The 21,031-nt window shown below is 59.9% G+C and carries 16 protein-coding genes; all 16 read right to left on the minus strand.

The annotated features are described in order from the left end of the window. Positions 1-22: 22 nt before the first annotated feature. The 16 genes from OGM81_13735 to OGM81_13810 all read right to left on the minus strand — a co-directional run bounded on the left by OGM81_13735 (position 23) and on the right by OGM81_13810 (position 20,972). Positions 23-3,562 (minus strand): DNA polymerase III subunit alpha, encoded by a 3,540-nt coding sequence (locus OGM81_13735; GenBank protein UYJ43363.1) that lies wholly within the window; start codon positions 3,560-3,562, stop codon positions 23-25. Positions 3,563-3,564: 2 nt separating this feature from the next. Next, complete coding sequence (gene whiA, locus OGM81_13740; protein UYJ43364.1) at positions 3,565-4,515, minus strand: DNA-binding protein WhiA; 951 nt, start codon at positions 4,513-4,515, stop codon at positions 3,565-3,567. 31 nt (positions 4,516-4,546) lie between these two features. Further along, entirely contained in the window at positions 4,547-5,410 is an 864-nt protein-coding gene (gene rapZ / locus OGM81_13745; GenBank protein ID UYJ43365.1) for an RNase adapter RapZ, read from the minus strand. A gap of 14 nt (positions 5,411-5,424) precedes the next feature. Next, positions 5,425-6,354 carry a UDP-N-acetylmuramate dehydrogenase gene (gene murB / locus OGM81_13750; protein ID UYJ43366.1) on the minus strand — a complete coding sequence of 310 codons (930 nt, stop codon included), beginning with the start codon at positions 6,352-6,354 and terminating at the stop codon, positions 5,425-5,427. 30 nt (positions 6,355-6,384) lie between these two features. Next, the gene (locus tag OGM81_13755) at positions 6,385-7,341 is read right to left on the minus strand and encodes an ROK family protein (GenBank protein ID UYJ43367.1); all 957 of its coding nucleotides are present in this window, start codon (positions 7,339-7,341) and stop codon (positions 6,385-6,387) included. Beyond that, a complete protein-coding gene (locus OGM81_13760) occupies positions 7,338-8,087 on the minus strand; it encodes a phosphatase (GenBank protein UYJ43368.1) in 750 nt (249 codons plus the stop codon). The genes OGM81_13755 and OGM81_13760 overlap by 4 nt, the downstream gene beginning before the upstream one ends. Before the next feature lie 32 nt (positions 8,088-8,119). Further along, positions 8,120-9,055 carry an HPr(Ser) kinase/phosphatase gene (gene hprK / locus OGM81_13765; protein ID UYJ43369.1) on the minus strand — a complete coding sequence of 312 codons (936 nt, stop codon included), beginning with the start codon at positions 9,053-9,055 and terminating at the stop codon, positions 8,120-8,122. Between the two features lie 170 nt (positions 9,056-9,225). After that, positions 9,226-10,182 (minus strand): acyltransferase, encoded by a 957-nt coding sequence (locus tag OGM81_13770; protein ID UYJ43370.1) that lies wholly within the window; start codon positions 10,180-10,182, stop codon positions 9,226-9,228. 58 nt (positions 10,183-10,240) lie between these two features. Then, complete coding sequence (locus tag OGM81_13775; protein UYJ43371.1) at positions 10,241-11,677, minus strand: rhamnan synthesis F family protein; 1,437 nt, start codon at positions 11,675-11,677, stop codon at positions 10,241-10,243. Positions 11,678-11,682: 5 nt separating this feature from the next. Continuing rightward, positions 11,683-13,626, minus strand: coding sequence for a rhamnan synthesis F family protein (locus OGM81_13780; protein UYJ43372.1), 1,944 nt, complete (start codon positions 13,624-13,626; stop codon positions 11,683-11,685). Next, positions 13,623-14,462 carry an NAD(P)-dependent oxidoreductase gene (locus OGM81_13785; GenBank protein UYJ43373.1) on the minus strand — a complete coding sequence of 280 codons (840 nt, stop codon included), beginning with the start codon at positions 14,460-14,462 and terminating at the stop codon, positions 13,623-13,625. The genes OGM81_13780 and OGM81_13785 overlap by 4 nt, the downstream gene beginning before the upstream one ends. Next, complete coding sequence (locus tag OGM81_13790) at positions 14,459-15,490, minus strand: glycosyltransferase (GenBank protein ID UYJ43374.1); 1,032 nt, start codon at positions 15,488-15,490, stop codon at positions 14,459-14,461. Before OGM81_13790 ends, OGM81_13785 begins: the two co-directional genes overlap by 4 nt. Positions 15,491-15,514: 24 nt before the next feature. Beyond that, positions 15,515-17,245, minus strand: coding sequence for a hypothetical protein (locus OGM81_13795; protein ID UYJ43375.1), 1,731 nt, complete (start codon positions 17,243-17,245; stop codon positions 15,515-15,517). Further along, a complete protein-coding gene (locus OGM81_13800) occupies positions 17,242-18,135 on the minus strand; it encodes a glycosyltransferase (GenBank protein UYJ43376.1) in 894 nt (297 codons plus the stop codon). Before OGM81_13800 ends, OGM81_13795 begins: the two co-directional genes overlap by 4 nt. Next, positions 18,128-18,898 (minus strand): DUF4422 domain-containing protein, encoded by a 771-nt coding sequence (locus tag OGM81_13805; protein ID UYJ43377.1) that lies wholly within the window; start codon positions 18,896-18,898, stop codon positions 18,128-18,130. Before OGM81_13805 ends, OGM81_13800 begins: the two co-directional genes overlap by 8 nt. 184 nt (positions 18,899-19,082) lie before the next feature. Further along, positions 19,083-20,972: an ABC-F family ATP-binding cassette domain-containing protein gene (locus tag OGM81_13810; protein ID UYJ43378.1), complete on the minus strand. Its 1,890-nt coding sequence runs from the start codon at positions 20,970-20,972 to the stop codon at positions 19,083-19,085. Positions 20,973-21,031 lie beyond the last annotated feature (59 nt).

The following is a 21,031-nucleotide window of genomic DNA, read 5'->3' on the forward strand; positions in this document are numbered from 1 at the left end:
AATTCTTGCAAAGTGCATGGATTTATTTTGCATTTTGTTCAGCCGTCTGAACTTTTACATGATCTTTACCCAAAATGCGTTCCAATTCGGCGCGCAACAGCGGGTCATCCTTGATGGCCATATGGCGGGCCAGCACCTTTTGACCGGTGTCCGCAAAGCGGAAATAGACCTTGGTAGCGCCGCCGTCAAAGATGTTGCACAGCAGGTTTTCCACCTTGTGCATCTCCGGGCCCTGGCGGCTGGGCACCGTCAGGAAATAGCCGGCGGTCTCTCCCCCGCCGGTCTCGCGGCGGACTTTTTCTACCCGGTTTTTACCGAAAGATTGGCTCGGGTCGTAGTGCTCGGTGGGCTGCACCCCCTCGACGATTAGGCGGGCGGCTTCTTCCTCTTTTACAGAGACGCGGCCGTTGGCCACGACGACGGCGTTTTCCTGCAGGGCAGCGCGGCACTCGGCCAGCACCCGCGGAAAGATCAGCAGTTCCATCGTACCGGTCAGATCCTCGACGGTGGTAAAGGCCATCAGCGTGTTGGACTTAGTGGTCATGATCTTATTTTTGACGACCGTACAAAGAATCGTGACGTTCTGGTTGTCAAAACGTTTGGCGTCCTCGCCCTGCAGGTCGGCGATGGTGCAGGTGGAGATCTGGCTGATCTGGGCGCGGTAGGCGTCCAGCGGGTGGCCGGACAGGTAGAGGCCAGAGACCTCTTTTTCCATTTTGAGCAGATCGCCGGCGGGATATTCCGGCGTGTTGGGGATCTTGTAATCGCTGGCGGCCCGCTCCTGTTCCCCGCCCATCATGCCGAAAAGGTCCATCTGGCCTTCCAGGTTTTGGCGGGCGTCGGTCTCGACGCTTTTCAGGATGCCCTCGGCGCTGTCGATCATAGCGCGGCGGCTGGGCTCCAGCGCATCGAAGGAGCCTGCCTTGATGAGGTTTTCCAGCGCGCGGCGATTCAGTTCGTTGCCGTGCAGCCGCTTGCAGAAATCGTACAGGCTGCGGTAGGGGCGGTTTTTGCGCTCCTTTACCACCGAATCGATCAGGTTGCGGCCCACGCTTTTGACGGCGTTGAGACCGAAGCGGATGCTGTCGCCATCTACGGTGAAGCCTCCGCGGGAGACGTTGATGTCCGGCGGCAGGACCTTGATGCCCAAGCGCTGGCACTCGGAAGTATATTCGATAACTTTCGACGTATTATCGAGCACACTGGTCAGCAGGGCGGCCATGAACTCGTGGGGGTAATGGCACTTGAGGTAGGCTGTCTGGAAGGCCACGTAGGCGTAGCAGGCCGCGTGGGACTTGTTGAAGGCGTAGGAGGCAAAACTGATCATATCATCGTAGATCTGGTTTGCCACTGCCTCTGGGATGCCGTTTTTGACGCAGCCAGCGCACTCCTTGCCCGGCTCGGTGCATCCATGGACAAAATGTTCGCGCTCGGCCTCCATGACCTTGAGCTTTTTCTTGCTCATAGCGCGGCGCACATTGTCGGCCTGGCCGAAGCTGAAGCCTGCCAGCTCACGGCAGATCTGCATGACCTGCTCCTGATAAATGACGACACCGTTGGTCACATCCACGATGTGGGCCATCTGCGGGGTCTGGTAAACGACCTTGGACGGGTCCTTTCTGTTGCGCAAATACGTTGGGATGGAATCCATCGGGCCGGGGCGATACAGCGAGATCAGGGCGATGACATCTTCCAGGTTTTTCGGGCGCATGCTCATCAGCACCTGGGTCATGCCGGTAGATTCAAGCTGGAAGATGCCCATCGTCTCGCCGCGGGTCAGCATCTCGTAGGTGGCGGGGTCGTCGTAGTCAATGTTGGCCACCCGGAAATCCGGGTCCTTGGTGTGGCGGACGGCCATCTCGGTATCGTGGATGACGGTGAGGGTGCGCAGGCCCAGGAAGTCCATCTTCAGCAGGCCCAGGCGCTCGATCTCCACCATGTTGAACTGGGTGACCGGCAGGCCGTCGTTGGTGGACAGGGGCACGTACTCGGTGGCCGGTTCACGGGTAATGACGACGCCTGCGGCGTGGGTGGAGGCATGGCGGGGCATGCCCTCGACTTTTAACGAAGTGTCGATGAGTTCATGCACCTGATTGTCACCGTCATAAAGGGCTTTCAGGTCGGGGCTGACCTCCAGCGCCTTTTTCAGCGTCATCTTCAGCTCCATGGGGATGAGCTTGGCCACGCGGTCCACGTCCTGGTAGGTCATGCCCATCACGCGGCCCACATCGCGCACGGCGGCGCGGGCGGCCATCGTACCAAAGGTGACGATCTGGGCCACATGGTCGCGGCCATACTTTTCGTTGACGTAGTCGATGACCTCCTGGCGGCGCTCATAGCAGAAGTCGACGTCGAAGTCGGGCATTGAAACACGCTCCGGGTTCAGGAAGCGTTCAAAGATGAGGTTGTAGCGGATGGGGTCGATGTCGGTAATGCCGACACAGTAAGCCGCCAGGCTGCCCGCGCCGGAACCACGGCCGGGACCGACGGGAATATCTCGGCTTTTGGCGTAGTTGATGAAGTCGTAGACGATGAGGTAGTAGTTGGTGTAGCCCATCGTTTTGACGACGTTGATCTCATAAGAAAGGCGCTCTTTCAGCGCGTCGGTGACTTCGCCGGGGTAGCGGCGCTCGAGTCCCTCCCAGCAAAGCTTCTCGAAGTATTCCTGGTTCTCCATGCCATCGGGGGCTTTGAAGTACGGCAGTTTCGTCTCGCCGAAGGTGAACTCAAAATTGCACTGTTCCGCAATTTTGTTGGTGTTTTCGCAGGCTTCCGGCACCATCGCGAAGAGGTCGTACATCTCGTCGGTGCTTTTGAGGTAAAACTCATCGGTCTGGAATTCCATGCGGTCGGCGTCGGCGATGGTCTTACCGGTCTGAATGCAGAGCAGGATGCTTTGCATCTTGGCGTCCTCTTTGGTAATGTAGTGGGCGTCGTTGGTAGCGACCATGGGGATGCCAGTCTCCCGGGCCAATCGGATGAGCTGGGGCAGGACGACCTGGTCTTCCTCCAGGCCGTGGTCCTGCAGTTCGATATAATAGTTGCCCTCGCCGAAAAGGTCGCGGTAGTAAAGCGCGGCCTGTTTTGCACGCTCATAGTCCCCTGCCAGGATGGCCTGGGGGATCTCGCCCGCCAGGCAGGCGGACAGACAGATCAATCCCTCGTGGTGCTGTTCCAGCAGGTCCTTATCGATGCGGGGCTTGGAGTAAAAACCCTCAGTAAAGCCGGCGGAGACCATCTTGATAAGGTTTTTGTAGCCCATCTCGTTTTTGCACAGCAGGATCAGGTGGTTGTTGCCGTCGATGCGGTTGACCTTATCAAAGCGGGTGCGGGTGGCTACATAGACCTCACAGCCGATGATAGGCTTGATGCCTGCGGCCTTGGCTGCATCAAAAAACGCCACACAGCCGTACATAACGCCGTGATCGGTGATGGCGCAGGCCGTCTGCCCCATGGCTTTGAGGTGGTCAAACAGGCGGTCAATACGGCAGGCGCCGTCCAGCAGACTGTACTCGGTATGCACATGCAGGTGGGTAAATTGTCTTTGGGTGGTTTCAGGCATGGTCAAGTTTCCTTAGTGCTTTCGGCTCGTGTGGGCTTTTCGGATTCAGCGGTTTCGTCCAGGCGGCGGGCGGCCTCTTGGATGCGTTTTAAGCGGTGGGACAGCCCCGCCTTGCTAACAGGAGGGTCAAACTTTTGGGCCAGCTTGGCCAGCGGCAGGTCGGGGTACTGCATCCGCAGTTTGGCGGTCAGGCGCAGATTTTCCGGCAGGGTGCTCATGGCACCGGCGGCCTGCAGCTTTTCAATGGCCAGCTGCACCTGCACGGCGGCTTGGACACTTTTGCCCAGGTTAGCGGTCTCACAGTTGGAAAGGCGGTTGGTCTTATTGCGCATATCGTTGTACATGCGCTGGTCCATGATACGCATGGCGGCGTTGCCCGCCCCCATGAAGGTGAGCAGATCCTCGATATGGTCGGCCGATTTGATATAGACCGTGTTGGCTCCCTTGCGCAGGGCGCGATGGGGGTTGAAGTCGTGCTCGGCCAGCATGGCCTCCAACTGTTGGGAGAGATAGTGCCGAGTGGAGAGGAACTCCAAATTGTAGCTCTTCTCCGGGTCGGTCATCGTACCACAGCAAAGAAACGCTGCAGCGATGAAGGATTGCACGCAGTGCTGGCACTTGAAGTTCTCCGGCCGGATGCGCAGGGTCGGTTCCTTGCCGGTGTGGCCGAAAAGCTCCAGCAGGCGCTCGACCTCCACCACATCCTTGACGCTGAACTCAAACACCGGGCCGGTGGGGCGCTCCTTGCGCAGCACATCCCCCCGGATGCCGCAGCGGCGGTACAGCTTTTGGGCAAAGGCAGCCACGCCTTCGTTCTCGGTTTGCAGAACGATGCCGCGGTCATCGAAGTATTTACCAAAACAGGCCACCGCATAGGCGGCGGCCACAGAGCAGCATGGTTTGGAGATCCTATGGCGCAGGATCTCGTTTTTTACATCTTGTGAGAAGCTCATAAAACTCCCGATAAAGCGTAAATTTTATTTTTTACAGGGTGCGCTTGGCGTCGCGGTGCTGTACGCTGGGCTCGTAGCCCAGTTTTTCACAGAACTCGCCGATCTTGCGTGCAAAGGTGATGGAGCGGTGCTTGCCGCCGGTGCAGCCCACCGCGATCATCAGCTGGCTTTTGCCCTCCTTGACGTAGAGCGGCAGGGCGTATTCCAGCATGCTCTCATAGCGGCGCAGCAGCTCCTGAGATTCGGGGGCAGCCATGACGTAGTCCACCACTTCCTGATCCAGACCGGTGAGATTTTTCAGCTCCGGCACGTAGAACGGGTTGGGCAGGCATCGGACATCCAGCACAAGGTCTGCCTCCTGGGGCAGTCCGTACTTGAAACCGAAGGACACCACCGTGAGGGCCATCGGGCTTTCGCCGTGGTCCAGAAACAGGCTGCACACCCGCTCCTTGTTCTGGGCGGTGCTGAGCAGCGAGGTATCGATGACATACTGCGCCCGTGCCCGCAGCGGCTGCAGCAGGCGGCGCTCCCGGGCGATGGCCTCGGTGATGGGCAGCTTTTCGCTGATGGTGATGGGGTGCTGGCGGCGGGTCTCCTTATAGCGGCGCTGGATGACCGCGTCGTTGGCGTCGAGGAAGAGGATCTCATACTCGAACTTACGGGCGTCCAGGTCGGAGAGCGCCTGTTCCAGCTGCTCGCTGCTGCGCACGCCGCGCACGTCCATCACGACAGCCACGCGGTTCAGCTGGTTTTCGCCTTGCAGGGCAAAGTCCACGATACGGGGCAGCAGTGCCACCGGGATGTTATCGATGCAGAAAAAACCAATATCTTCCAGCGCGTTGACGGCCATTGATTTGCCCGCGCCGGACAGGCCCGTTACGATCACAAATTTCATGCGTACTCCCCCCTTTATTTTACTACGCGAATTTCCCGCTCCAGCGTATAGCCGGTCTTTTGCAGCACGATGGCCTTGACCTGATCGGTCAGGCTGACGACATCGGCGCAGGTCGCGCCGCCGCGGTTGATGACAAAGCCGCAGTGCTTCTCGCTGATCTGGGCACCGCCCACGGTAAATCCCCGCAGACCACAATCCTCGATCAGTTTGCCTGCAAAGGCGCCCTGGGGGCGCTTGAAGGTGCTGCCCGCACTGGGCCATTCTATCGGCTGCTTGTCTTTGCGGCGCTGCAGATAGTCCTGCATCTCCGCCAGAATGGCGGCGCTGTCGCCGGGCTGCAGGCGCACCGTGGCCGAAAGCACGCACCAATCGGGGTGCTGCTCAAACAGGCTGGTGCGGTAGCCCAGGGCCAATTCTGCGGCAGGCAGCGTGCGCTCGGTAAGGTCGCTGTCCAAAAAGGTCACGTTTTCCAGCACGTCCTTCATCTCGCCGCCATAGGCACCGGCATTCATATACACGGCCCCGCCGATGGTGCCGGGGATGCCGCAGGCAAAGGCAATGCCTGCAAGGCTCTGCTGCTGGGCAACGGCGCAAAGCCGCCCCAGCGTGAGGCCAGCGCCCGCAGTAAGGCGGGTGGAGCCGTCAGGCCGTGGTTCCGCTGTAGGGCCGAAGTTCAGCCCGCGCAGATCGATGACTGCGCCGTCGTAGCCCTCATCGGCAAACAGCGTGTTGGAGCCGTTGCCCAAAAGGTAGGTGCGCACACCGTTTTCCCGGCAAAGCGCCAGCGTGCGGCGCAGCTGGTCCACGGTTTTGGGCGTGCACCAGAACACCGCCGGGCCGCCGATTTGGAAAGTGGTATGGGATGCCAAAGGCTCCTGCTGGGCAAACGGCAGGGCGCTTTCCTGCAAGGCCTGACGCAAGGTTTCGATCGTTTGCTGCTGCATGGTTCCTCCCGGTGAATACGAAAATTAAAATCAGATAGAGTTTTCAAGGGCCGCGGCACCGATGACGCCCGCATCGTTATGCAGCGTGCAGGCGACGATCTTGGGGAAGCGGCCGGTGGTGATGTTCTTGGTCTCGTTTTCGGCATAGGCGCGGACGGGGGCCAGCAGGGTCTCTCCCTGGTTGGAAACACCGCCGCCGATGCAGATGATCTCCGGCTCAAAGGTGTTGATGACGTTGGCGATGCCGACACCGACATACTCGATCCAGCTGTCCACAACGCTCTTGGCCACGGCGTCACCCTTGGCAGCGGCGTCGAAGGAGAGCTTGGCGTTGACATGATCGAGGTCGGGGGTCATCTTCCACATGATGGTCTCTTTATGGGCCTGCATAGCGACCTTGGTCTCGCGGGTCAGGGCGCTGGCAGAGGCGTAACGCTCCCAGCAGCCTTTGCGGCCGCAGGTGCACTGGATGCCGTCCTTCACGATGACGTTGTGGCCCATCTCACCGGCGGCAAAGTTGAAGCCGCGCAGGATCTTGCCGCCCAGGATGATACCGCTGCCGATGCCGGTGCCCAGCGTGATGACGACGGCATCCTTGTAGCCCTTGGCGCCGCCTGCGATGTACTCGCCGTAGGCGGCAGCGTTGGCGTCGTTCTCGACATAGACCTTGCAGCCCAGCATGGCTTCCAGGTCGGGGCCGAGGTTCCAGTCATAGTAGCCGAAGTTAGTGTTGAAGCCCACAAAGCCAGTGGTGAAATTGACGCTGCCGGGGGTACCGATACCCACGTATTTTACGTCGGTGAAATCGACCTTATTCTCTTTGGCAACGGTGCGGCACAGGTCAGCCAAGGCCTTTTCCAGGTCCTCGGCCGGGCGCGGCAGACGGGTGGCCCAGGTGGTTTTGCCGATGATCTTATAGTTTTCGTCCACCAGACCGGCGGTCATGGTGGTGCCGCCCAGGTCGATACCAATTGTGTACTTGCTCATACTAATATTCCTCCAACTTCTTCCGCACAGGCTTTGCCGTGCAATTTTAATTCTGCTGTGAGATTTGCAGTGGTAGCGTTTATGATCAGCTCCTCGGGGAAGTTCATCTCCTCCAGCATGCCGTAGAGAGCCGTCAGGCCGTGGCGCAGCTGCCAGGTGCTGTGGGCATCACTGTCCACGGCGATATGGCAGCCGTTTTGCAGGCAGGCGGCCAGCAGGGCTTTCATGTTGGGGATGCCGTCCTTGCGGACGTTGAACGAGTTGCCGTTGAGCTCCACGACCTTGTGGTTGGCGGCGAACGCCTTGGTCACCAGGTCGTAATCATAGCGGTAGTTTTCCTGCTCGGAATGGCCGATGCAGTCCACGTAGGGGTTCTCGGCCACGGCCAGCCAGATGCGGTTGGCCTCCTTGCGGGTCAGCAGGCCCGGCACGCAGGGGCTGTGGATGGATGCGACCACCCAATCCTGATATTCCAGGATGCGCGGCGGCAGGTCCAGATGGCCTTTGGCGTCCACCACGTTGGCCTCGGCCCCATAGAGCATGACCACGCCGTCGATGGTGCGGGGCAAGGCGGTGGGGTTCTCGAAATGCCAGCGGTGCGGCGCATCGGGCATGGCGGGCGCGTGGTCGGTGATGGCGAGGGCTTTGTAGCCGCAGTCTTTGGCGGCAGCCGCCATCTCGTTTAGGGTCTGGAATGCGTGGGTAGCGCACAGTGTATGGGTGTGCAGGTCTGCAATCATCTGCATGAAATGGTGTTCCTTCTTTGCTGTTGACGCGGTTACTGGAGGTTGGCGTCGTCGTTCAGGCCCAGCTGCTTCAGCAGTTCCTTGGCGGCGTTGTAGCCCATCTCCTTCTGGCGGTTGTTGATGGCCGCGGTCTCGATGATGACGGCCAGGTTACGGCCTGGCATGACGGGGATCAGCATCTTGGGCACCTTGACGCCGAGGATGTCGGTGTACTCGGTCTCCAGGCCGGTGCGGTCGTAGTTTTTGGTGCGGTCCCAGGGTTCAAGCTGGATGACCATCTCGACCTCGACGCTGGAACGCACCGAGCCGATGCCGAACACGCGGGCCACGTTGACGATACCGATGCCGCGCAGTTCAATAAAATGGCGGATGTTTTCCGGCGCGGTGCCGAGGATCTGCTTGTAGGAGATGCGGCGCAGCTCGACAGCATCGTCGGCGATGAGACGGTGGCCGCGCTTGACCAGCTCGATGGCGGTCTCACTTTTGCCGACGCCGGAATCGCCCAAAATAAGGATGCCTTCGCCGTAGACTTCCACCAGCACGCCGTGGCGGGTGATGCGGGGAGCCAGCTCTTTATTCAACGTGGTGATGAGCATGCCCATCAGGGCGGAGGTCATCTCGGTAGACATAAGCAGTGGCACGCCGTACTGCTTGGCGAACTGCATCATCTCAGAAAGCGGCTGCATGCCGCGGGTCAGGATGACAGCAGGCGGCTGGAAAGAGAACAGCTTTTCCAGATGGGTGTTGCGCAGCGAAGTGGACAGTTCTTCCAGATAGGACATCTCGGTCAGGCCGATGATCTGGACGCGCTTGTTATCAAAATTTTCGTAGTAACCGGCCAGCAGGATGCCCGGACGGTACACTTCGGTCGCGGTGACCATGACCTTTTCCAGTTCGCAGGGGGTATAGGCGACGGTCAGATTGGCTTCTTCCGCCAGTTTTGCCAGAGAAACAGAGAACTCAGACATGCAGGGACTCCCCTTTCCATACTTCCTTTTTGCCGGGCGCGTTTGCGGCAGTCCGGCACACATACTTACTTTGTATTATACCGTACCAGCCGATTTTTGTACAGAGGTTTGTGCCGAGTACTATGACAAAAAAATATCCGCTGTTTTGGGCAAACAGCGGATAGGGATTTTTACGGGAAGAGTTTTTGCCGTTCTTCCCGCAGGCGGCACTGGAGCCAGAGCAGGGCTTCGGACGCGGCGTAGGTTGCCAGCAGGTAGACACAGAACAAAATCGCCGTATCGCGGCGGGAAAGTGCGGCCAGATCAAACCCACGCACCAGGCGCTGGATGATGACATGATGGGTCAAAAATACTGCATAGGAGAGCTTGGCCGCCTTGGCGCAGACCGCACGGGGCAGCGGCTTATCCAGCAGTGGGGCTGCCGCAGCCGCTAGGCCGATAAAAATCAGCGCACTGAACATGGAGCAGAGCAGCTTTTCATCCACGGGCAGATTTATCAGCCCCAAGACAAGCACCGGTGCCAGGATGGCCTTTATCTGATCTTTCAGCGTCAAGAAGGTCATGCCAAAGAGGAATTCCGGGATATGTACAGCTACCAGGCCGTTATCCCAGCCCTGCATATGGAGGGGGATGCAAACGAGCAGCGTTACCGCCCAGGTCAGCACCGGGGCCTTGCGCAGAGCCCGCTGCAAAAGCGGGAACAGCAGGTACAAAAACAGGATGCTGCCGAGGAACCACTCGCCTACACAGGCGAAATCCATACCCACCCAGCCGGCGGCCACGGCGAAGTTATCTAACCCCAAAAAAGTCAGCACCAGCGTAATGGTCTTAGCCCCGGTGTAGCAGCCGGGCTGGCTGAGGAAGCGGATGGAAAAGCAGACCACCCATGCCAGCCAGAACAGTGGGAACACCGCCTTGGCCCGCTTCTTGTAAAACTGCCACGGGCTTTGTTCCGGCGGGACAGTGAGCGCCAGCGATGCGCCCGACACGATAAAAAACAGCGACGAGCCGAAATCACCAAGGTAAATGCCCTGCACCAGCGTGCTGGTGAACAGCTTGTGCGGCAGGGTGAAATACCCGGTAACGGTGGCGTTGAAGTGGACAATTAAGATACTGGCGAGCGCCACGGCTCGGATCAGGTCCAGATAAAACAGGCGTTGTTTTTTGATAAGGCTCTCCCCCTTTTTATTTTTTGAGTTTGTGCTTGACTAAACGGCCAAACTGCTTCGCCACGGCCTTCGGATCGGCAGCCTGCTGGTAATGCAGGGCCAGCTGGTCAGCCGCAGCGGCGCTTTGCGCGGCGGTGGTAAAGCTGGCACTGAAGAAACCGTTTTGCTGGGCTTTCAGCGGCAGCAGCCAGGCATCCTCCGGGGCGGTGATGGCGGGCAGAGTGTCGCTGCCCGCCACAGCGGCCAGCCGCACCAGTGCCCAGCCACAGGCCGGAGCCGGGGGCGGGTTTTGGCCCAACGGCACGTTGACTTTGCCTTGCAGGGCCGGGCGCGCCGCCTGCCAATCGGCATCGCGGCTTTGCCGGGCGGCAGACCAAAGAGGCACTGCCGGGCTTAGCACACCCAGCATCGGCTCTTTAGCAAAAAGGGCGGCGGCCTGAGCCAGCGCTTCATCGGCTCGGCGGGCAGCTTCGCGGGTGTACCAGGCGGTAACGGGGTCGGCCTTTTCAACTTCCGAAATCGGCAGGTGCAGCAGGGCCAAGCCTTGGGCAGCCAACTCGGGCGCAGGCTCAACGGGGGCGGCATCGGGCAACACGTACTGCCAGTGCAGTTCCCGGGCCAGCGCCTCCAGCGGCTGGCGCTGCAAAAGCGCGGCCAGCAGCAGGTCCACGGGGTAGTTGGTCTCCTGTTTTACGTAATCGTACAGGGTGCGGGCGGCGGTACCGTCGGTGCGGCGCAGTTCATCCGCATAGGGGGTAAAAAAGCTGCGGCGCTTGAAAAACGGGCAGCCCCGGTTTTCCAGCAGTTCCCGCGGGCAGGCCATGATGGGATTGACGAAAACGTCCTGCAAATCTTTCGTATCCACGTAGGAATCCCAGCGGCAGCCGAGGTTTGCAAAATGCGCGGTGAATCGTGTCTCGTGGTTAGCAATGGATTCCTCATAGCTTTTGGGCAGCGGCATTTTCTGCCAATACTGCCAGAAATCCTCGCTGTGCAAAAGCGGTGCGCGGACGGCCAAAAAGTGGGATTGCAGATGTTCCGGCACTTCCCCGCTTCGGCCGCCAAAGCGTCGGCTCTTCATGGCGTAGTGGCGGGTCAAGCCCCAAAAGGCCAGCTCCGGGCGGGCCTCCATGGCAGCGAACATCGAAGCCAGCGAGCAGACGGGGCCTGCCAGCGTGAAGTTCATCAGCACCAGTTCGTCGTAGCGGGCCAGGCGGCCCCGGCCGATGACAGCCAGCGCTTCTTTATAGGCACCCACGTCAAGGCCCTTATTTTCCCGTTCGCGGCAGGTCAATGTCACCGACGCCGCCCAGGCACGGTCCGCCGGGCGCAGCGTGCTGTTGGAGATAAAGAACACCTCGCCATAATGGGCCATGGCTTCCACGGCCACACGGCAGGCGGTGTCGATCTGGCCCAGCGGGTCATAATGGAAATAAACGATCAGCCGTTTCATGGGGCTTAATCCTCATACGGGCCGTGGTGGGGGCCGAAGATGGCACGCTTGGTGTTGATGATGCCCTTGTAGGCGGACTCCGGCAGGTTATCCCGTAGCCAGTTGCGGGCGTGACGGCGGCGGCTGTTGGCGTAGGGGCCGTAGATGCCAAACAAATGACGCTTGGCCGCAAAGCCGGCAGCCGCGCTGGAAGCCCCCCAGAAGGTGGTACAGTCAAACACGCGGGCCAGCGGGCGGATCATGCCAGTGGCATAGGCCTGCATGGTGTCATTGCGGATCACAGCATAGTCGCGGCTCATGACGACGGCCGGGTAATAACCGGCAGCCTGGGCAACAAACGGGTAGACACGCTCAATGGCATGGCTGATGGTACCGTCCTGGGGCAGCGGCTCGGGCGGGAAATCCGTATGCTGCCAGCCGTAGTCGAACAGCGGGGCCAGCGCCTTGGGGCGGAACCAGAACACACTGCCGTAGGGCGCAATGGGCGATTCCTCGCCCGCAATGGGCACATCCAACTTGAGTGTCTCTTTCAGCAGCTTTTTGGTGTTCTCGAAGTTGGGACCCCAGCCGCCGGAACACATATTCATGAAGTAGAGGCCATGGGCCGGGAACGGCGGGCAGAGGATGCCAAGGTACGGGTCATTCTCGAACTCGCAGAGTATGTTCAGCACATGGGCGGCATTTTTGCAGACGTTCTCGTTGCAGACATAGCCGAAGCTGGCACCTACGCTGCCTGGCTTGGTCTGGATGGCCTTTTTATCGTGCATGAAGCAGGCGTAATCATAACCGCGCAGCTGCGGGGCCAGGTCGCAGAGGAACGCACCCACATCGCGGCCGCGATTTTCCACCACCTGCACGGTGACGCTGTGCAGAGGCAGGGCAGCGAAGGCCTTTTCGATCTTCTCTTTTTTGCCGGGTTCGTTGGTGGAGATGAACACGTCCGTCTCCGGCGGGAACTTGGCGGCAAAGGCCATACTCTGGTCCAGCATATCCATAAAATAAAGGTGCATGGCCAGGGCGATCCTGCGGTTGGCGCGGATCTCCTCGACCTGGGCCTTGTTCTGCACCGTAGGCTGGATGATGCGGGTCAAACCGAGGTTACGGGTAAACTCATGCGGGTGCATGGTGCGGATCATGTTTTTCCAGATGAGGTCCAGCGGATAATCCGTTTCATCCCGCAGGTAAGCGTACAACTCCTGCACCGGCTCACCGGCCGTATCGTTCAAGTAGGCTTCCAGCGTGTGCATAAAGCTGCGGCGCTTGAACAGCGGGCACTTTTTCTCCCGCAACAGCTTGGTCGGGCAGACCAGCAGCGGATAGTCAGTGAAATCTTTCAGGTCATCGGTCTTGACATAGACATCCCACTTAAAGCCGCGTTCCTCGAACTGCTTGGTAAAGACAGCCTCGTACCGCTGGACGGAATCGTTGTAGTCGGCGATCATGGGCATGTTGTCCCAGTACTGCTGCAGTTCCGGGCTTTTTACAAAACGCTGGCGGTAAACGATGAAGTGGGACTGGATATGCACCGGCAGATAGCTATAGATGTGCTTGCCCTTGAAAGGATTGGACTTGGCGCCGTGGTGGATGGACAGGCCCCAGAAGTCGAGATCCTGATTCTCGGCCATGGCGTCAAACATCTCTTTCAGCGGGCGCACGGGGCCCATCAGGGTAGAGTTGGTCATGACGATCTCGTCAAACTCCGACAGCTTATCCCAGCCGTAGGAATCCAGCGCCGTTTTGTAGGCCCAGACATCCAGGCCCTTGTTCTCGCGCACGATGATGTTATCCGTAAACTGCGAGAAGGCCGCGCGGCCCTGGGCGCTGAGTTTGCCGTTGCAGACCACGACCAGGTCGGTCAGGTTTTTTGCAAGATCTGCGAGGTAGTAGGTAATAAAGTCATCTACATCGCCGTTTTTCTCGTAGAAAAAGAAAATGCCCAATCGTTTCATAGCTGATCCTTTGCAAGAATTTGTTTGATTTTGGTTGCGTCGCCCCAGGTGCCGGGGCTGTCATACGGGCGGTCCGGGAAGGCACCGTAGTCCAGCTTGATCTTGTAGTTCTTATCCCGCAGGAATTGCTCGACCCGGTCGGCCAGGCTGCGGGGCTCGCCGGTGCAGACGTTGATGATGCCGTTGATCTCCTCCTGCACGCTGGCAGCGACGATCATGTTGGCAAGCTCGTCCACATCGATGAAGTCATAGAGGTTTTTGCCGCTGGTGAACGGGAAGGTCTTTTTGCCGTCCAGTTCAGCCTGAGCCAGTTTGGCAAAGATGGAACTGCCGTGGGCTTCGTCGCCGGTGATGTAGTAGGCGCGCAGCCAGTGCAGCTTGCAGGGGCTGCCGTCCAGCGAGAGCATCAGGCTTTGGCGCAGGGCGTTTTTGGCGATGCCGTACTGGCTTTGGGGCTTGCAGGGGGTGCTTTCGTTGATGGCACCCTCCCAGTAGCCCACTTCGTGCATAGTGCCCATGACGCTTAAATCTTTCAGGCCGCCTGCCACCAGGTCGTTCAGGAATGTGACGTGGGCGGACAGGTCCTTCATATGGGCCGGAGAGTTGTGGCGAAAACCGTCCCGCCAGGCCAGGTGGATACAGATGTCCGGGCTGCCCACCTTGCGGTAGATTTCTTTGTCACCGCTGAAGATGGGCACATCGCAAAACTCCGCCCGCTCATCCACGCCTTTAAAAGAGAAGTCAGACGCGATGACCTTGCAGCCGCGATCCAGCGCATTTTTGACAACGTGGCGGCCGATATATCCGGCGGCGCCGGTAACCAGAATCGTTTTCATGGCAGTTTCCTCCTGCGGTTTTTCGGGCGGTTGGCCCACAGTTCATACAGGCGTTGCAGCCGCAGGTTGTACAGCAGCAGTGCGCCGGTCTGCTTTTTATGGTGCTTGGCTTCGTGCCAAAGATCCAGCGGCGGGGCCGGGTAACGGGCCAGCACACCGCGTAAAGTGCGCCAGCCGTGGCGGCGCAGCGCACCGGGGGCTTTGGCATCTGCCAGCTGGTGCATCAAAAAGGTGATAGCCTGGGCGCGGCGGTCGTTCCAGACGGCCGCGCGGGCAGCTTCGGGGCAGCGGGCCTGAATGGCCTTATACTCGGCTGCCATCCAGCGGTCCAGCACGCCGATGCGCCCCTGCAAAGCCTGTACGGTCTGGCACTGGGAGGTGCTTTGCCCACTCTCGAAATGGCGGTAGACAGGCTGCGGCAGGTAGTGTACTTTGTCGGTGCGGGCATAAAGTCCGGCGTTGAAGATGAAATCCTCAAGGCCATAGCGGCAATGCTCGTCAAAGCGCAGATTGCCGATGGCCGAGCGGCGGTAGAGGGCATTCCAGACGAATTGCGGGCCGCTGTTTTGCAGGAACTTGCGGTAGTCGCCGTCGGCGGCCAGGTCACAGGCCGTGCCCGCCGGGTGGGGCTGCGGGGTCTCGGTGCCGTCGGGGCTGATGTGGATCAGCTCGTAATCGGCACGGACGATGTCAGCGCCGGTGTCCTCCGCCTTTTGCAGCAGCAGGGCCAGCGCACCGGGCAGCAGCAGATCGTCGTCGTCGCAGAAGGTCACATACATGCCCTCAGCGACGGAAAGCCCCCGGTTGCGGGCGGCGCAGATACCGGCGTTTTTCTGGGTGATGACCTGGATGCGGTCGTCCCGCAGGGCCAGATCGTGGCAAAGGCCGGGGGTGACATCGGTGGAGCCGTCATCGACCAGCAGCACCTCCAGCCCGGCAATATCTTGGGTAAGGATGGACTGCACGGCAGCCCGCAGGGTGGATGCCGCATTGTAGATGGGCACGATCACACTGATACGCGGCGGCATAACGTCCTGCACTCCTTTCAAAATTCATCTTTTCATTTTGGCGTAAAGCCGGTCATAGGGCAAGGGCAGCGGGGCCAGGCGCTTTAGAAAGCCGATCTTCCACCGGGCAGCGGAGAGGTCCTGCTTGGCCTGGTTTGCGTGGGTGAGATAATAACCGACCTTGCGCGGCGCGGCCAGCGGGTAGACGCCGCCGTCCTCGACGGTCAGGTCGCCCAGCAGGGCGGTCTCCCCTGCCGTAGGCTGGCCGACCAGCCGCAGAAAAGGCGAGATGGCAGTCTGCGGCGGGATAGCGAGGGTTTGCAGAAACGACTTTTGCCAATCCTGCGCAAAGCGCAGGATTCCCTTTTGCAGCGCGTCCAGCAGCGGCGTGGGCGGCTGGGAAACCCGCTGGACGGTGATGGTTTTGTCGGTTTGGGTGTAACCAAGGGTCGCGCCCACATCCTCGGAAATCAGGCGTTCCAGCATGGGCTGGCCTGCCCAGTAGAGCAGCGGCGCGGGTCGGCCGTCGAATAGAAAAACGGCGGTCTCATCTTCGCGCAAGCGCCCGCGCAGTCGGTCGTCACAAGAGAGCTGACAGCCATGCAATTTTATATTGCACACAGCCTGTAACAGCATCTGGGTTGTGCCGCCGCTGCCGATGTCCACAAGGATGTCCCCTGCCTGCAGGTTTTGCCGGGTGAGGTAGGCGGACACGGCGGCGGCACTTTGGGGCGTGGCCAGCGCTTGCAGCAGCGGGCGGGCGGTATCGGGTCCATGCTTTAAATCATAGGATTTTTCTTGCAGGTCCATCGGGCAGGCGGTACCGCAATAGGCGGCGATCTGCGCACCGGTAAGGGATTGGCGCGGCAGAGCGGCCAGCAGCAGATCCCACCGGTGCTGCGCCAATAGAAGCGGGCACAGGCTGCGGCGGGAGACCTGCAAGTAGGCGGTCTGCTCCTGCGGGTACAAAAGCGCGTAGACCTGGCGCATCAGGTACATATCCCGCGCCAGAAAGTAGATTTTTGCATTGGGGTGCTGCTGTTCCCGGGCATGCAGCCATTGGCAGTAAGCTACAGCCAGCGGACCGAGAGTGGCAAAGCCAAGGCGCTCTGCCTCGGATTCGATGCCCGGCAGACGGTTTGCGGTGAAAGCCGCCACCGCACCGGCAGGCAGGCTTTCCCGCGGGACCTCCTGCGTGGGAAGGTGCCAACTGCGGATGCCGGCCAGCGCCGAACCGGCAACATCCGCCCGCCAGTTGTCGCCAATAAAAAGGGCCTCTTTTGCCTGCGTCTGCGTTTTTTGCAGAAACAGGCGGAACAGCTTGCCGCTGCGCTTCTGCACGCCGTAATCGGCCGAGACGAAGCCGCCATCGAAAAAGTCGTAGCCGCACTTGGCCAGCATGGCGTCCAGCTGGACCTTGGGCAGGTACATGTCGGAAATATAGTAAAGCCGTTTACCCTGGGCATGCAGGGCGCGGGCGGCTTTCAGCACCGGCAGGTTGGGCACAGCGCAGGCGATCTCAGCGGCGCATTCTGCCGCCGGGTCGTATCCGGCCAGGCAGGGGCGGGCATAAATTTCCGCCAGAGTCACTTCCCCGCTTTTGGCGGCACGGGCTTCGGCTTCGGCCTGGATGCGGGCTTTGGCGAAGTCCGCGCCCAACAGGGCGAACAGGTCGGTGGGGCGGGCCACATCGCGCTTAATGAGCGTATCAAACACATCAAAGGCCACCACCGGGTGCGGCGCAGCCTTGTGCAGGATCGTTTCAGTCAGTTTCATGGCAGGTAGGGTGTTGCGGGGCGGAAACGCACCCCCGCGAAGAATCCTTTCCAAATAATGCCGATGCGCCAGGCTTTGCAGCCCTGGGGGCTGCAAAGCACCTGCGCAGTGTGCCAGGCGTCTTTGGCCAGCAGCCACAGCCAGCCGCGCAGGCCTTCGCGCCGGTACAGTACCACGTCATTACGGTAAAAATAGCGGTAGCGCTCCCACCGGGCGGGAACGTCGGCGGCAATGTTCACGATGCCGGGGTTCTGCATGGCATGCACGACCCGGCTGGCCGGGACCACGTAGCACGGCTGTGCCCGGGAAATACGGCGGGTGTACTCCCAATCGTCGGACCAGATGAAGAACTCGGCGATGGGCAGGCCGTATCGGCGCACGGTCTCGGTACGCAGAAACAGCGAAACAAAACTGGCCATGACCGCCGGGATGCGCTCGCCGTCAAAACCGGGCAGGTCTTTGTAGGGTGTCACTCGCTGCAGGTTCATGGGCTGGTCAGTGCCGTCTGGCGCTAAAGCACGGCTGGAAAGCCAGCCGTATTGGCCTTGCAAGTTGCGGTCGGTCTGTAAAAAGGCTTCCAGCGCCGTGGGGGTGGGCAGGGTGTCGTCGTCCATGAGCCAGAGGGCGTCGTACCCGGCAAGGGCAGCCTCCCGCACGCCGTAAGCGAAGCCCCCTGCCCCACCCAGGTTTTTGCCGGTGTTGCGGTAAACAAGGTTGGGCAGGGCCATTTCGGCCACAGCTTCGGCGGTGCCGTCGGTGCTGGCGTTATCGACCAGAAAGATGGTCAAATCCTGCGCGGTCTGGGCGGCAAGGGCCGCCAGGCATTGGCGCAACAGCGGCAGGCGGTTGTAGGTCACCACCACCGCCGCAACAGAAAATCGTTCAGTCATCTTTTTTCGGGAAAAATTTACGTTTTAAGAACTGGGTGCCCTTGTGCAGCCAGTTCTGGTGCTCCATATACACGATGTCCAGCTCTTCGTAGCTGATGTTGTTGGTGATGAGCCAGGCGTCAAGCAAACGCTCACTAACGAAGCCGAAGACGCGGCGGTCGTTGGTGGAGTAGCCGGTCATGTCCAGTTCCCGCTCCAGCTCAAACAGGATGTCGAACAGCCAGGTGCAGTAATGCTGCAGCAGTTCCCGCTTCATCACAAACATATTAAAGTGGTGGCCGTGGGTCTTGGACATATACATGTCGTAGGCCGGCAGATACTCCGGGCATTTGCGCTCGATGATCGCCCGGGTGACGGTCAAGTCCTGCTTGTGGTGGGCGTGGATGTACTGGGTGTAGTTCGTCTCGATGAAATAGTGGCGTTCCTTGGGCAGCACCACGTTGGTGGTAGCCAGGATGGCGCACAGTTCCTCGTGGCTGATGACCCGGCGCTTTTTGGCATCGAAGATGCTTTTTTTGCGGCTGGCAAAATAGCGGCGGTAATGCACGATGCCGATATAATCGGAATCGATGTTGTGCGCCGCCCAGTACAGGCCGGTCAGCTCACAGAAATTGGCGTTGCGCTCCGAGATATTTTCGCCCGTATCATCGCCGATATAACCGCAGGCCGGGTGGATGGCATGGCCCATCTGCACCGGCAGATACATAGGATCGTCCGGCACCCAGTAAGGCTTATGTGTTGCTACAATGATCGTTGTCTGCAAAGTGGTCTCCCCGCTTCGTTGCAATACGGCCGGGCGTTCGTGCACGCGGCCTTTCCCTATCTCTATACTTTCTTTTTTTAACTTTTCTATTATACTAAAAACATAGTATAGCGCATTTTTGGCGGAATACAAGTTACAGAACGGTTAAGTTTTTGTATAAGGACGGCTGTACGCCCTGCGCGCGTTATGCGTCCTCGGCCTCGAAGGCTTCCTGCTCCTCGGCGAGCTTTTCCCACTCGTCGTATAGTTCCTGCTGGTGGAAGCGGGTGTCGTCCAGTTCGTCGCACTTATCCCGCAGCAGCAGGTGGTCGCGCAGGACCTCGGGGTCGTTGATCTCGTTTTCCAGTTCCACGATGTGCGCGCCCAGTTCCTCGATCTGGTTCTCCACGGCTTTGATGCGGGCGCGGACCTCGGCCCGGCGCTTGCGCTGCTCTTTGCCGTAGGCCTGCTTTTTGACTGTGTCCTCGGCTTTCTGCTGTTCCTGGGTCTTGCCGTTATCGCGGTTTTGCAGGGCAGCAAAGTTCGGGTAGAAGGTTGCCTTGCCGTCTTCAAGGTACAGGATCGGACAGCCCAGGGTCTGCATCAGGTAGCGGTCATGAGTGACCAGCAGCAGCGTGCCGGTGTAGGCCGCCAACGCCTGGGTCAGGCTTTCGCGCATATAAATGTCCAAGTGGTTGGTAGGCTCGTCCAGGAACATCAGGTTGGGTCGTTCGAGGGCCAGCTCGGCAAAGCGCAGGCGGGCCAGTTCGCCGCCGGAGAGGGCGGCGCAATCCTTGAACACTTCCTCGCCCCGGTAGCCGAAACGAGCCAGGTGGCTGCGGACTTCCAGTTCGGTAAAGCGGGGGTACTGGTTCCAGATGGCATCGATGACCCTGCCGGCGCGCTTGGCCTGCTGCTGAGTGAAGACACCAGGCTTGGCGCCGCTGCCTAGGCGAACCATGCCGCCGGAGGGGCGGCGCTTGCCGTCCAGCACTTGCAGCAGTGTGGACTTGCCGGTGCCGTTGGGGCCGGCGATGACCAGCTTGTCCCCGCGGTGGACCGTGTAGTCCAGCGCATCGATGAGGGTGCGTTCCCCGATGCGGACGGTGAGGTTTTTCATGATAACCAGCTCGTCATAGGGCTCGATGTCGTACTCAAAGCGAAAGTTCAACTCGTAGGCTTCGGCGGTCGGTGCTTCCACGATCTCCAGCTTTTCCAGCTGCTTGCGGCGGCTCTGGGCCATCTTGGTGGTGGAGGCGCGCACAAGGTTGCGGTCGACGTAGTCCTGCAGTTTGGCGGCCTTTTCCACAGCGGCATCATGCAGTTTTTGCTGGCGCTCGTCGGCGGCTTCGCGCTGGGGCAGATAGGCCGAGTAGTTGCCGCGGTAGGTCTTGATGGTCTTGCCGCGCAGCTCCCAGATGCGGGTGCAGACGGCGTCCAAAAAATAGCGGTCATGGCTGACGACCAGCACCGCGCCGCGGTAGGTCTTGAGGTAATTTTCCAGCCATTCCATGGTTTCCAGGTCCAGGTGGTTGGTAGGCTCGTCCAGGATCAGCAGGTCAGGACGCTCCAGCAGCAGACGGGCCAGGCGCAGACGAGTCTGCTCACCGCCGGAAAGGACGCCCGCCAGTTTGACCCAGGTATCCGCCGGGAAGCCCATACCGTTGAGCACCTTTTTGATCTGGGTGTCCATATTATAAGCGTCCATGGCATCCACGATGGCGGTGCAGTGGGCGATTTCCTCGGTCAGGGCTGTGTTATGCGGGTCCGCAGCCAGGCGGCGCTGCAGGTCGTCCATCTTCTGCATGGCGTCCAGAGCCGGGGCGAAGGCCAGTTTCATCGTGGCGTAAATGTCCAGCGTGGGGGCCAGGCGGGCGTTCTGCTCCAGATAACCGCAGGTCACGCCGGTGCCAAAGGCAGCATCGCCTGCATCGGGCAGGCTCTCGCCGCACAGGATGCGCAGCAGCGTGGTTTTGCCGGTGCCGTTTGCGCCAATGATGCCGATGCGGTCGCCGCGCTCGACCCCGGCGTTGACGTCCTTCAGAACTTCATGTTCGCCAAAGCTTTTGCCCAGGTTTTGCAGTTCCAACAGCATGGGGGTGTTTCCTCTCCTCTATTGTGTCCTCTTTTGCGGTATTTCGCGTTTTTTCACAA

This window comes from Oscillospiraceae bacterium (genome assembly GCA_025758045.1).
Classification (GTDB): domain Bacteria; phylum Bacillota; class Clostridia; order Oscillospirales; family Ruminococcaceae; genus Gemmiger.